Source organism: Hoeflea sp. Naph1 (genome assembly GCF_046837775.1).
Taxonomy (GTDB): Bacteria; Pseudomonadota; Alphaproteobacteria; order Rhizobiales; family Rhizobiaceae; genus Hoeflea.
On sequence record NZ_CP177286.1, the window covers coordinates 2,673,062 to 2,684,569 of the forward strand.

The 11,508-nt window shown below is 60.6% G+C and carries 13 protein-coding genes; 11 read left to right on the plus strand and 2 right to left on the minus strand.

Annotated features, from left to right (window positions below):
• Positions 1–121: 121 nt before the first annotated feature.
• Together ACK6D9_RS12775 and ACK6D9_RS12780 are read right to left on the minus strand one after the other, a co-directional pair.
• Positions 122–859, minus strand: coding sequence for a glycerophosphodiester phosphodiesterase (locus tag ACK6D9_RS12775; RefSeq protein ID WP_412048794.1), 738 nt, complete (start codon positions 857–859; stop codon positions 122–124).
• Between the two features lie 11 nt (positions 860–870).
• The gene (locus tag ACK6D9_RS12780) at positions 871–1,338 is read right to left on the minus strand and encodes a RidA family protein (RefSeq protein ID WP_412048795.1); all 468 of its coding nucleotides are present in this window, start codon (positions 1,336–1,338) and stop codon (positions 871–873) included.
• Between the two features lie 143 nt (positions 1,339–1,481).
• Between ACK6D9_RS12780 and ACK6D9_RS12785 the strand changes: the two genes are divergently transcribed.
• The 11 genes from ACK6D9_RS12785 to rseP all read left to right on the plus strand — a co-directional run bounded on the left by ACK6D9_RS12785 (position 1,482) and on the right by rseP (position 11,496).
• On the plus strand, positions 1,482–2,300 hold the full coding sequence (locus ACK6D9_RS12785; protein ID WP_412048796.1) for a cell envelope integrity EipB family protein: 819 nt from the start codon (positions 1,482–1,484) through the stop codon (positions 2,298–2,300).
• A gap of 328 nt (positions 2,301–2,628) precedes the next feature.
• Complete coding sequence (locus ACK6D9_RS12790; RefSeq protein WP_412048797.1) at positions 2,629–3,933, plus strand: Hsp70 family protein; 1,305 nt, start codon at positions 2,629–2,631, stop codon at positions 3,931–3,933.
• A gap of 82 nt (positions 3,934–4,015) precedes the next feature.
• A complete protein-coding gene (locus ACK6D9_RS12795; protein ID WP_412048798.1) occupies positions 4,016–4,423 on the plus strand; it encodes a nuclear transport factor 2 family protein in 408 nt (135 codons plus the stop codon).
• A gap of 110 nt (positions 4,424–4,533) precedes the next feature.
• Positions 4,534–4,926 carry a cupin domain-containing protein gene (locus ACK6D9_RS12800; RefSeq protein ID WP_412048799.1) on the plus strand — a complete coding sequence of 131 codons (393 nt, stop codon included), beginning with the start codon at positions 4,534–4,536 and terminating at the stop codon, positions 4,924–4,926.
• Positions 4,927–5,293: 367 nt separating this feature from the next.
• The gene (rpsB, locus tag ACK6D9_RS12805; RefSeq protein ID WP_412048800.1) at positions 5,294–6,148 is read left to right on the plus strand and encodes a 30S ribosomal protein S2; all 855 of its coding nucleotides are present in this window, start codon (positions 5,294–5,296) and stop codon (positions 6,146–6,148) included.
• Between the two features lie 153 nt (positions 6,149–6,301).
• Complete coding sequence (gene tsf / locus ACK6D9_RS12810) at positions 6,302–7,225, plus strand: translation elongation factor Ts (protein WP_412048801.1); 924 nt, start codon at positions 6,302–6,304, stop codon at positions 7,223–7,225.
• Between the two features lie 94 nt (positions 7,226–7,319).
• Positions 7,320–8,042 carry a UMP kinase gene (gene pyrH, locus ACK6D9_RS12815; RefSeq protein WP_412048802.1) on the plus strand — a complete coding sequence of 241 codons (723 nt, stop codon included), beginning with the start codon at positions 7,320–7,322 and terminating at the stop codon, positions 8,040–8,042.
• 65 nt (positions 8,043–8,107) lie between these two features.
• Complete coding sequence (gene frr / locus ACK6D9_RS12820) at positions 8,108–8,668, plus strand: ribosome recycling factor (RefSeq protein WP_322989792.1); 561 nt, start codon at positions 8,108–8,110, stop codon at positions 8,666–8,668.
• A 38-nt stretch (positions 8,669–8,706) separates the two neighbouring features.
• Positions 8,707–9,450 carry an isoprenyl transferase gene (locus ACK6D9_RS12825; RefSeq protein WP_412048803.1) on the plus strand — a complete coding sequence of 248 codons (744 nt, stop codon included), beginning with the start codon at positions 8,707–8,709 and terminating at the stop codon, positions 9,448–9,450.
• Positions 9,450–10,286, plus strand: coding sequence for a phosphatidate cytidylyltransferase (locus tag ACK6D9_RS12830; RefSeq protein ID WP_322989790.1), 837 nt, complete (start codon positions 9,450–9,452; stop codon positions 10,284–10,286). The genes ACK6D9_RS12825 and ACK6D9_RS12830 overlap by 1 nt, the downstream gene beginning before the upstream one ends.
• Positions 10,287–10,362: 76 nt before the next feature.
• On the plus strand, positions 10,363–11,496 hold the full coding sequence (gene rseP, locus ACK6D9_RS12835; protein WP_412048804.1) for an RIP metalloprotease RseP: 1,134 nt from the start codon (positions 10,363–10,365) through the stop codon (positions 11,494–11,496).
• The last annotated feature ends 12 nt before the right edge of the window (positions 11,497–11,508 follow it).

The window sequence follows — 11,508 nt, forward strand, 5'->3', positions numbered from 1 at the left end:
CCGTCGATGGTGGTAAGCGTGTGCGCATTCTCTTCAGTGCTCATGGGACTCCGATCCACCCCTTGCGTCGCATCCGCAACGGGGTGGCCTTAACGTATGAACTGACGGCAGATTGACAAGGTCAGTCGTCTTCAAGCTCGTCCGGATCAAACCCTTCAAATGTCATCTGGTCGGCGTACTTGTGGGTCAGTTCCACGGCATCGGCGTCGCGCACCGTCCAGGTGATGATCGGCACGCCCTGCGCCCGTTGCGCCTCGATGAAGCTGTTGGGCAGGTGATGCACACAGTAGGAAATGAAGTTGAGCCCCATCTGCATCGCCTCTTCATGCACGAAAGCGGTCTCGGGTTTAACCCCTTCGGCAGTCAGGCCGAGCGGGCAGGTGGCGCCGGCGGCTTTGAGATCGCGCAGCAAGGCGTGATCAAAGCTCATCAACGCTACGCGTCCGTCATAGCCCTCAAGGCATTCGACCACGGCGTCGGCCAGCCCGCCATCGTCGCCGGGCCGGGCCTTCAGCTCGATCACCAGCGGCACCTGGCCGTCCACCTGTTTGAGCAGATCGGGCAGCGACGGGATCCGGTCGGCGGTGCCGCCGATGGAGAGTTGCGCCAGCTCCTTCGATGTCTTCGCCCGCACGTCACCCGGCAGCCCGCACAGCCGTTCGAGGTCGTCGTCGTGAAACACCACCGGCACGCCGTCAGTGGCGATATGCACGTCGCATTCGATCGCGTAGCCGCCCTCGATCGCCCGCGCAAAGGCGCTTCTGGTGTTTTCCCAAATGGTCTGGTTCATGTCGTGATAGCCACGGTGGGCGATTGGCCGGGAAATCAGCCAGAGAAGGTCGGTGTGCTCGGATTCCATGGGGTTGCCTCTTATCGGATCTCGATGATGGCATCGACCTCGACCGCCGCATTGAGCGGCAGACTGGCGGTGCCGACGGCGGCGCGGGCGTGCTTGCCTGCGTCACCAAGGATCTCGGCAATCAGGTTCGAGGCGCCGTTGATCACCAGGTGCTGATCTGTAAATGAAGGGTCGGAGGCGACGAAGCCGCCGAGCTTGATGACCCGGACGATTCTCTCCAGATCGCCGCCAAGTGCGGCCTTGGCCTGGGCCAGAATGTTGATCGCGCACAGTTCCGCAGCCTTTTCGGCCGTCGCCACATCAAGATCACGCCCCAGAAGCCCGGTAGCGGTCAGGGCGCCGTTCTTGAGCGGCAGCTGGCCCGACACGAACAGCAGCGATCCGCTGATCACATAGGGCAGGTAGTTGGCGGCCGGTGCGGCGGCCTCCGGCAGCACGATATTGCGGGCGTCGAGGCGGGATTGAATGCTGTCGGTCATAAGGGGCTCCATCTAACTAATTTGGCTATTGATCGGACATGCGGGGGTTTTCTGCCGGAATCACCGGATCAACGAAGTTCCGCCTCGCTTTTGCCGTCACTGTTCTTATAACATCGCCACAGGATTCGACAGGAGAAAACCTGATGCGCTTGCTTGTTATCGCGTCGCTCGCAGCCCTTGCGATGACGCCCGCCACCACTGCTGCTCAGGCCGGGGCGGCGACGCTTGCCGCCCACCGTGCGGTCTATGATCTGTCGCTCAAGGATGCGTCCGAGCGATCGGGCATCTCCGGCATGGTCGGACGTATGGTCTATGAGTTCAACGGCTCGGCCTGCGAGGGCTACACCGTGAGTTTTCGCTTTGTCACCGAGATCGCCACCGCTGAGGATTCGCGCGTCACCGATCAGCAGACGACGACCTTTGAGGACATCCGCGACCGCAGCTTCCGCTTTGTCACCCGCTCTTACGTCAACCAGCAGCTTGACCGCGAAATCCGTGGCGCCGCCGAAGCCAAGGGTGAGGGGCTGGCGGTGACGCTCGAACAGCCCGACAAGCTGGCGCTCGACATCCCCGAGGCGCTTTTCCCCACCGAGCACATGATCGAGATGATCGACCACGCCAAAAACGGCGAACGGTTTTATGAATCGCGCATCTATGATGGCTCCGATGAGGGCGACAAGGCGATGATTACCACCACCGTGCTGGGCGATAAGCAGGCGCCTGAAAGCGGCGATGTGGAAGCCAAGAAGGCCGGCGCGTTCGCCAAGGAGGCGTTCTGGCCGGTGTCGATGTCCTATTTCGAAGAACAAGCTGAGGGCGATGGCCTGCCGGTCTATTCGATCGCCTTCAAGCTTTACGAAAATGGCGTCACCCGCGATCTGACCATGGACTACGGCGATTTCGTGCTGGAAGGCCAGTTGGCGCAGCTCGACATGTATGAACCTGCGCCGTGCAAGGAATAGCCGGACGGGGCGAGCCAATCCCACCCATGAAGTGATCCCGCGGATCACGGCGCCGGTATTCTGAAGCCGGGTCTGGCAGCGCCGTGCGGGTGTCAGTTGTCGTGAGATGACGGGCTGCGTCAAGGCTCTGCAAGCCCTGAATAGGCGCTGTTCAAAGGGATCGCGAAGGATCTTCGTGATCCTGTTTTCTTGTCTGATCAAATTGCAGCCGCAACCGCAGACGGGTGGACGGGGCTGCTGCCCTGTGGCATCAGGCCCGCTCTTTGGTGGCCGCTTCGCGGCGCGCCACGACCTCATATCAACCGCAAGACAGAATGGAGCATCAGCTGTGGCGAATGCGCTTGGGCTCGATTTTGGCACGACAAACACGGTACTGGCGCAACGGGCCCAGGGGGAGCAGACGGAATCGATTCCGTTCAACTCCCCCGCCGGCTCCAGCGACACCATGCGCACCGCGCTGTCCTTCATCAAGGATCCGCAGCTTGGCGCCAGCGCCTTGCAGGTGGAAGCTGGCTCCGCCGCCATCAGCGCCTTCATCGACAATCCAGGTGAGTGCCGTTTCCTGCAGTCGATCAAGACCTTCGCTGCGTCCCCTTTGTTTCAGGGCACGCTGGTGCATGCCCGCCGGTTTCAGTTCGAGGACCTGATGGAGGTCTTCCTCAAGCGACTTGAAAATTACGCGGGTGACAACTGGCCATCGCCGGTCAGCCGTATCGTCACCGGCCGCCCGGTGCATTTTGCCGGCGCCAATCCCGATGCTGATCTCGCCATGCGCCGTTACAGCGAAGCGCTCGGCCGGTTGGGCTTTCCGGAGCTTCATTATGTCTACGAGCCGGTGGCCGCGGCCTTTTACTTTGCGCAAAACCTGAAGCACGATGCCACCGTGCTGGTGGCAGATTTCGGCGGCGGCACCAGCGATTTCTCGCTGATCCGGTTCGAGACCAAAGCCGGTCGCGTCAGCGCCATTCCCGTCGGTCAATCCGGAGTAGGTGTGGCCGGCGACCAGTTCGATGCCCGAATGATCGATCATCTGGTCGCGCCTGAGATCGGAAAAGGCAGCCAGTTCAAGAGTTTCGGCAAGAGACTGGATGTGCCGGGAAACTACTACCGCAATTTCTCGCGCTGGAATCAGCTGTCGATCTTCAAGACCACCAAGGAATATGCCGACCTCAAGGCGCTGGTCAGCCAGGCGGTGGAACCCGACAAGCTCGAACTGTTCATCGATCTGATCGAGCATGACGAGGGGTATCAACTGCACCAGGCGGTGTCGGCAACGAAGATGGCGCTGTCGGGCGCAGAGGAAGCTGAATTCCAGTTCTCGCCGCTAGGCGCGTCCGGCCACAAGACCGTGAGGCGTCAGGATTTCGAAACCTGGATCGAGGTCGATTTGGCAGCCATCACCGCAGCGCTCGACGATGTCCTGCAAAAGACCGGCACCGCTGCTGGCGCCGTCGACAAGGTCTTTCTCACCGGCGGTACCTCGTTCGTCCCCGCGGTCCGAAACATCTTTGCAGAGCGTTTTGCCGCCGACCGCATTGAGACCGGCGGCGAACTGATCTCGATCGCCCATGGGCTGGCGCTGATCGGCGAACGCAACGACATCGAACAATGGACGGTTGATGTGTCCGCATGACGGGTAGGGGGGCTCCTAGTCTGCGGACCTGAGCCGGGGTTTTCAGTCCACAGGTTTGAGCACGGCTCTGAACCCAGCCGACATGTCCGCAACAGGAGAGTGCCATGCCATCCGAACTCGAGAGCAACAAGCAAACGCCATCGCATTTTACGACATGATGTTCAACAAGTGCGAGCCGCGCGCGGCGATCGAGCAGTTCGCCGGCGACGACTATATCCAGCACAATCCCCATGTCGCCGACGGCAAGGAAGCCTTCATCGCCTATTTCGAACGGATGGCGAGGGAGTATCCCGGCAAACGCACCCATTTCAAACGTGCCGTCGCCGAAGACAATTTCGTCGTGCTGCATTGCCACCAGGTCTGGCCCGGCAGCGATGATTATGCAGGCATCGACATCTTCCGCTTCGATGACAACGGCAAGATCGTCGAGCATTGGGATGTGTTGCAAGTGATTGGCGATCACTCGGAAAACGGCAACGGCCTGTTCTGAGCGAGCTTGCGGGTGAGAAGGCAAAGTCTGGTTGTGCTGTGCCTTTGGGTTTGTAGCTCTTGTCAAAATGGTGTTTCCTTGCTGCTTGGATCAGCAGCGGAGGCATGCCGGTGGCGGAAGCAATTATTCTCAGGAGCGGCGAGGGCCGCTCTTACAGTCTTGGAAAGATGACGGCGCTGTTCAAGGCCGACGAGGACGAGACGGATAGCCGCTACTGTGTTTCGGAATGGTGGATGGAGCCGGGGACAGAAGGCGTAGGCGCGCACAGCCACGAGGCCAATGACGAGGTGTTCTACGTGCTTGAAGGTGCGCCTGACATCCTGATCGGTGAAGAGTGGCAGCAATTCGGCCCCGGTGACTTCATAAGGATCCCGGCCACCGTTATCCATGATTTCCGCAACCGCACCGACCAGCGCGCCGGCCTGCTCAATTTCTTCATTCCGGGCGGCTTTGAAAGCAGCATGCCGGCAATCGTCGATTGGTTCGACAAGAACCCTTCCTGACGGCAAAGAGCAAGGGCGTCACATCTCGCCACCATCATAATTTGTTGACGGAGATGGACATCCCGGACACCCCGCGTTGCGTCCTTACAGGACAGAAAGCCAGTTTCTACAGGATCGATAGCCCAGGACAACGGGTCGCGGGCAAGCACAACTCCGCGGTACTAATCGCGCCGATGCTCCCGCGCACCAGCGTCTTAACCCGCACGTTTACGCCGCGTCGCGCTTGCATAATCCTTTGATAGTCTGTAAGCGACGCCTATTCCACACGTGGGGCATGGGTTGGTTCGGGAGAAATCCGGATCGGTCCGCCGGTGGCGCTTTGCGCTCACGCCCTGCGGAGGTTCAACCGGAAACAGGAGTACTAGGCATGGCATTGCCAGAATTTTCAATGCGCCAGCTGCTAGAAGCAGGCGTTCACTTCGGTCACCAGACTCACCGCTGGAACCCGAAGATGAAGCCGTACATTTTTGGTGCGCGCAACAATCTTCACATTCTCGATCTCGGCCAAACTGTGCCGCTGATGTCGCAGGCCCTCAAGCTGGTCTCCGACACGGTCTCCAAGGGCGGTCGCGTGCTGTTCGTTGGCACCAAGCGCCAGGCTTCCGAAATCGTTGCCGACGCGGCATCGCGTTCGGCTCAGTATTACGTCAACGCCCGTTGGCTCGGCGGCATGCTGACCAACTGGAAGACCATTTCGCACTCGATCCAGCGTCTGCGCAAGCTTGACGAGATCCTTGCACAGGAAGCTTCGGGCTTCACTAAGAAGGAACGCCTCAACCTTGAGCGCGAGCGTGAAAAGCTCAACCGCGCTTTGGGCGGCATTCGCGACATGGGCGGCACCCCCGACCTGATGTTCGTCATCGACACCAACAAGGAAGGCATCGCCATCCAGGAAGCCAAGCGTCTTGGCATTCCGGTTGTTGCGATCATCGATTCCAACTGCGATCCCGACGTTGTCGATTATCCGATCCCGGGCAACGACGACGCTTCGCGCGCCATTTCGCTCTATTGCGATCTGATCAGCCGCGCCTGCATCGACGGTATTGCCCGTCAGCAGGGTGCATCCGGTGTTGATCTCGGCGCCATGGAAGCTCCTGTCGAGCCGGCGCTTGAAGCTGCTCCTGAAGTTGCAGCCCCTGAAGCTGCCGCTGTCGAAGCTGCTGCACCTGTGGAAGCCGCACCGGCCGAAGCTGCGCCTGCAGAAGAAGCCGCAAAGGCCTGATTCCGGGTTTCGGACAAAACCGGCCCGGCCAAGCCACAGTGCTTTGCCGGGCTGTCATGTTTTATTGGCATGGTTGACATGCTGTCGGGCGTTTACCGCTTCCGTGATCCATTCTGGCCGGACCGGGCGCCAATCTAGAATGAAGAGGCTAAGATGAGCATTACCGCTGCAATGGTAAAAGAGCTGCGCGACAAGACCGGCGCCGGCATGATGGACTGCAAGAAGGCATTGGCCGAAACCAATGGCGACATGGAAGCCGCCGTCGACTGGCTGCGCGCCAAGGGCATTGCCAAGGCCGACAAGAAATCCGGCCGCACCGCCGCCGAAGGACTGATCGCCGTTGCATCCGAGGGCACTTCCGCGATTGTCGTCGAACTCAATTCGGAAACCGATTTTGTTGCCCGTAACGATGGCTTCCAGGATCTGGCACGTTCAATCGCCAACGTCGCATTGACCACCGATGGCAGCGCCGACGCAGTCAGCGCCGCGACAGTGCCCTCGACCGGCAAGTCGGTCGTCGACACCGTCAAGGATGCCATTGCCCATATTGGCGAGAACATGAGCTTCCGTCGCTCGGCCAAGCTGTCGGTCGACAATGGCGTGGTTTCGACCTACGTCCACAACGCCGTCGCCGATGGCCTCGGCAAATTGGGCGTGCTTGTTGCTGTCCGTTCGACCGGCAAGCCCGAAGCGCTGGCGACAATCGGCCGGCAGGTCGCCATGCACATTGCCGCAACCAATCCGCTGGCCCTGACCTCTGACGATGTCGACAAGGACATCGCCGACCGCGAACGCTCCGTTTTCATCGAGCAGGCGCGCGAATCGGGCAAGCCGGACAACATCATTGAAAAGATGGTTGAAGGCCGTATGCGCAAGTTCTTCGAGGAAGTTGCGCTGATGTCCCAGGCTTTTGTCATCAACCCCGACCAGACCGTTGCCGAAGCCGTCAAGGCTGCTGAAGCCGACGCCGGTGCACCTGTCGAAATCGCAGGCTTCGTCCGCTTCCAGCTGGGCGAAGGCATTGAGAAGGAAGAAAGCGACTTCGCAGCCGAAGTGGCTGCAGCCGCCAAGAGCTGATCCACACCCATTGTGGAAAAAACCGCTGGGGCATCGCGTGACAACGCGATGCCCTTCGTGTATCCGGGCCTGACACAGAAATTCGGACTATTCCATGACACCCAAGCCCCTGTTCAAACGCGTCCTTCTTAAAGCTTCCGGCGAGGCCCTCATGGGCGAGCAGGGATTTGGAATTGACGTCGCCGTGGTCGACAGGATCGCCGACGACATCGCCGAGGTTCGCGCCATGGGCGTCGAGGTTGGTGTCGTGGTTGGCGGCGGCAACATCTTCCGCGGCGTCGCTGTCGCCTCCAAGGGCGGCGATCGGGTCACCGGCGACCACATGGGCATGCTGGCGACCGTCATCAACGCACTGGCGCTGGCAACATCGCTGCGCAAGCTCGGCATCGACACCGAGGTGCTCTCGGCTATCTCGATGCCGGAAATCTGCCAGAGCTTTTCCCAGCGTGCGGCGCTGCATCATCTGCAGAAGGGCCGCGTTGTGATCTTTGCCGGCGGCACCGGCAATCCGTTCTTCACCACCGATTCTGCCGCAGCCCTGCGGGCCGCCGAAATGGGCGCCGAGGCCATTCTCAAGGGCACCCAGGTCGATGGCATCTATTCGGCAGATCCCAAGAAGGTCCCGGATGCCACCCGTTTTGACACACTGACCCACGATGAGGTGCTCAACAAGGGCCTCGCGGTGATGGACGTTGCCGCGGTCGCCCTGGCGCGCGAGAACCGCATTCCGATCGTGGTTTTCTCAATCCACGAGGCCGGCGCCTTTGCCAAGATCATGACTGGCGGAGGGCGGGCGACCATCGTTCGCGATCATTGAAGCGTGAGCCGCGTATCCCGCGCTCCGTGTAAACACAGCAGCATCGACTGCAGGAAGGACTAGCGATGAGTGAAGGCGCTGACATGAAGGAACTTAAACGCCGCATGGAGGGGGCAATTGCCGCGTTCAAGAGCGACATTGCCTCGTTGCGCACTGGCCGGGCCTCGGCCAATGTTCTCGATCCGGTGATGGTCGAAGCATACGGTTCGCGCGTGCCGCTCAACCAGGTCGCCAACGTCACTGTGCCCGAAGCACGGATGCTCGGTGTCTCGGTCTGGGACAAGCAGATGGTCGGCGCGGTTGACCGTGGTATCCGCGAAGCCAATCTCGGTCTCAACCCGATCGTTGACGGCACCAATCTGCGCATTCCGCTGCCCGAGCTGAACGAAGAGCGCCGCAAGCATCTCGTCAAGGTGTCCCACACCTATGCCGAGAATGCTCGCGTCGCCATTCGCAATGTCCGCCGAGATGGCATGGACTCGCTCAAGAAGGCGGAAAAGGACGGCGACATCAGCCAGGATGACAGCCGTCGCGATTCCGACCTCGTGCAAAAACTGACGGATGAGACGATCAACGAGATAGATCGCTTGCTGGTCGATAAAGAAAAGGAAATCATGCAGGTTTAGGCGTGACTCGCGTTACAAGTCGATTAAAGGCCGAAACAATGCAATCCGATCGAGCAGCAAAGACCCCGAGGCATGTTGCCATCATAATGGATGGCAACGGCCGCTGGGCAAACGCGCGCGGATTGCCGCGCACCGCCGGCCATCGCGCCGGCGTCGAGCGTGTCCGCGAGGCGGTTCGCACTGCACACGAGGCCAAGATCGAATTTCTGACGCTGTTTGCCTTTTCCTCAGAGAACTGGAACCGCCCGAAGCAGGAGGTTTCCGACCTGATGGGCATCCTGCGCTTCTTTATCCACAAGGATTTGGCCGAACTGCACCGCGAGAATGTTCGCGTCCGGGTGATCGGCTGCCGGGAGAACGTCCAGTCCGATATCCGCAAACTGCTCGACGAGGCCGAGGAACGCACCCGCGACAATACCGGCGTGACCCTGGTTATTGCCTTCAATTACGGTGCCCGAGACGAACTTGTGCGCGCTGTGCGGGATATCGCGGAAGCCGTCCGCACGGGAACCCTCGATCCATCGGCGATTGATGAGCATACCGTGTCGGCCTCTGTCGACACCGCTGGCATTCCCGATCCGGATCTGGTGATTCGCACCAGCGGCGAGCAGCGGCTGTCCAATTTCCTTTTGTGGCAGGCTGCCTATTCGGAACTGGTGTTCATCCCCTGCCTGTGGCCGGATTTCGACCGCAAGGCCTTTCATGATGCGCTTGATGAATATGCGCACAGGGACCGCCGCTTCGGCACCGTCTCCACGCCTGATCTCGCGGTGGGCTCCTGATGTCGTCTGAATTGCGTCTCCGCATCATTTCCGGCGTGATTCTTGCGCTACTGGTGCTGACGGCAACATGGGCCGGCGGCATCTGGTTCCGGGCGCTTGCGGTAATCATCATGGTGCTGGTCCATTATGAATTCTCGACCATGGTCAATGCGCCGGTCAAGGCGCCGCTCGCCAATGGAATTGGCTGGCTGGCGATTCTCGCTACCGCCTTGTTTATCTTTGTCTTGTTGCCGTCGATGGCGCTGGCGGCGATTGTCATCGGCGCCGCCGGTTCTGCCTTTGCGGGGCTCAAGCGCGGTGCCGGGCTATGGTCGGCGACTGCTGTGGTTTACGCCGGACTTTCCGGGCTGGCGCTGGCCGAAATCCGCGGCGAGGGCCTGTTCGGCCTGTTTGCCATGCTGTTCGTGTTCGCCATCGTCTGGGCCACCGATATTCTCGCCTATTTCTGCGGCCGTGCGCTCGGCGGACCCAAACTGGCGCCGCGCATATCGCCGGGCAAAACCTGGTCGGGTGCAATCTTTGGCGCCGCCGCCGGGATGGCTGCCGGGATCGGTGTCGCCATGGCGGTGCGCCAGGGCGGCGGCTGGATGATTCCACTGGTGGCATTGGCGCTGGCGGTGGCCTCGGAAGCGGGCGACCTGTTCGAATCATGGGTCAAGCGGCGCTTCGGCGCCAAGGATTCCAGTCAACTCATCCCAGGCCATGGTGGCGTCATGGATCGGGTCGATGGCCTTGTCTTTGCCGCATTCGCGGCCTTTTTGATCGGCAATCTGCTACCGCTGGCTGATCGTGCCGGCGTGGCTGACGAGCTTGCGGCAAGGTTGCTGGGTCTATAGTGCAGCCTCATCAAGCCGCGCCATGCGGAACAATACCGGCGCGGCCCCGTCCGCGTCCTGAAAGGATTCGAATCCCATGGAATTCCTGACCTCATCGGTTGGAAACATCCTCAGCGCCCTGCCGCCGTTTCTGCTGGTGCTGACGATTGTCGTGTTCTTTCACGAGTTGGGGCACTATCTGGTCGGCCGCTGGTGCGGCATCAAGGCCGAGACTTTCTCCATCGGCTTCGGACCCGAACTTGTCGGCCGCACCGACAAGCACGGCACCCGCTGGAAGCTGTCGTTGATTCCGCTCGGCGGCTACGTCAAGTTTTTGGGCGACGAGAATGCCACCAGCCTGCCCAGCGGCTCAGATGCCCCGGAACTGAGCACCGACGAGCGTGCGCACGCGTTTCCCACCGCTGCCTTGTGGCGGCGCGCGGCCACGGTTGCCGCCGGCCCGGTTGCCAACTTCATTCTGGCTATCGCAATCTTCGCTGTCAGCTTCGGCATCAATGGTCGGTTGGTTGCCGATCCGGTGGTGGCCCAGGTTCAGCCCGCGAGTGCCGCCGAAGCCGCAGGGGTTCTGCCGGGCGACCGGTTTGTGGCAATTGACGGTGTTGCCGTCGATATATTCGATGACGTCCAGCGTTATGTCAGCGTCCGCCCGGGCGTGCCGATCACCATCACCATGGATCGTCAAGGTGAAAGCGTTGATCTCACCTTGACGCCGGTCCGCACCGAGATCTCCGACAATTTCGGCAACAAGATGGAAGTCGGCCGCATCGGCGTGATCACCAACAATGATGCCGGCAATTTCCGGGTCCGCGAGTACGGACCGATTGAGGCGGTAGGCGAGGGCGCTGCGCAAAGCTGGTACATCGTCACCCGCACCGTCGGCTATATCGGCAATATCATCACCGGCCGCGAAAAGGCCGATCAGCTGGGCGGCCCGATTCGGGTTGCAAAATACTCCAAGGACATGTCGACCCTCGGCATTGCCGCGCTGATCCAGCTTGCCGCCGTGTTGTCGGTTTCGATCGGCCTGCTCAACCTGATGCCGATCCCGATGCTTGATGGCGGTCATCTGGTGTTCTACGCAATCGAGGCGGTGCGCGGTCGTCCAGCCGGCGAGATGGCCCAGGAATGGGCCTATCGCCTCGGGCTGACCCTCGTTCTGGCGCTGATGTTGTTTGCAACCTGGAACGATGTGTCGATGTTGATTGGTTGATATGAGGGGGTG

Coding starts and splice junctions, on each gene's coding strand:
- ACK6D9_RS12775 (WP_412048794.1), bottom strand. CDS start 859: ATGGAATCCGAGCACACCGACCTTCTCTGGCTGATTTCCCGGCCAATC.
- ACK6D9_RS12780 (WP_412048795.1), bottom strand. CDS start 1,338: ATGACCGACAGCATTCAATCCCGCCTCGACGCCCGCAATATCGTGCTG.
- ACK6D9_RS12785 (WP_412048796.1), top strand. CDS start 1,482: ATGCGCTTGCTTGTTATCGCGTCGCTCGCAGCCCTTGCGATGACGCCC.
- ACK6D9_RS12795 (WP_412048798.1), top strand. CDS start 4,016: ATGTCCGCAACAGGAGAGTGCCATGCCATCCGAACTCGAGAGCAACAA.
- rpsB (WP_412048800.1), top strand. CDS start 5,294: ATGGCATTGCCAGAATTTTCAATGCGCCAGCTGCTAGAAGCAGGCGTT.
- tsf (WP_412048801.1), top strand. CDS start 6,302: ATGAGCATTACCGCTGCAATGGTAAAAGAGCTGCGCGACAAGACCGGC.
- pyrH (WP_412048802.1), top strand. CDS start 7,320: ATGACACCCAAGCCCCTGTTCAAACGCGTCCTTCTTAAAGCTTCCGGC.
- frr (WP_322989792.1), top strand. CDS start 8,108: ATGAGTGAAGGCGCTGACATGAAGGAACTTAAACGCCGCATGGAGGGG.
- ACK6D9_RS12825 (WP_412048803.1), top strand. CDS start 8,707: ATGCAATCCGATCGAGCAGCAAAGACCCCGAGGCATGTTGCCATCATA.
- ACK6D9_RS12830 (WP_322989790.1), top strand. CDS start 9,450: ATGTCGTCTGAATTGCGTCTCCGCATCATTTCCGGCGTGATTCTTGCG.
- rseP (WP_412048804.1), top strand. CDS start 10,363: ATGGAATTCCTGACCTCATCGGTTGGAAACATCCTCAGCGCCCTGCCG.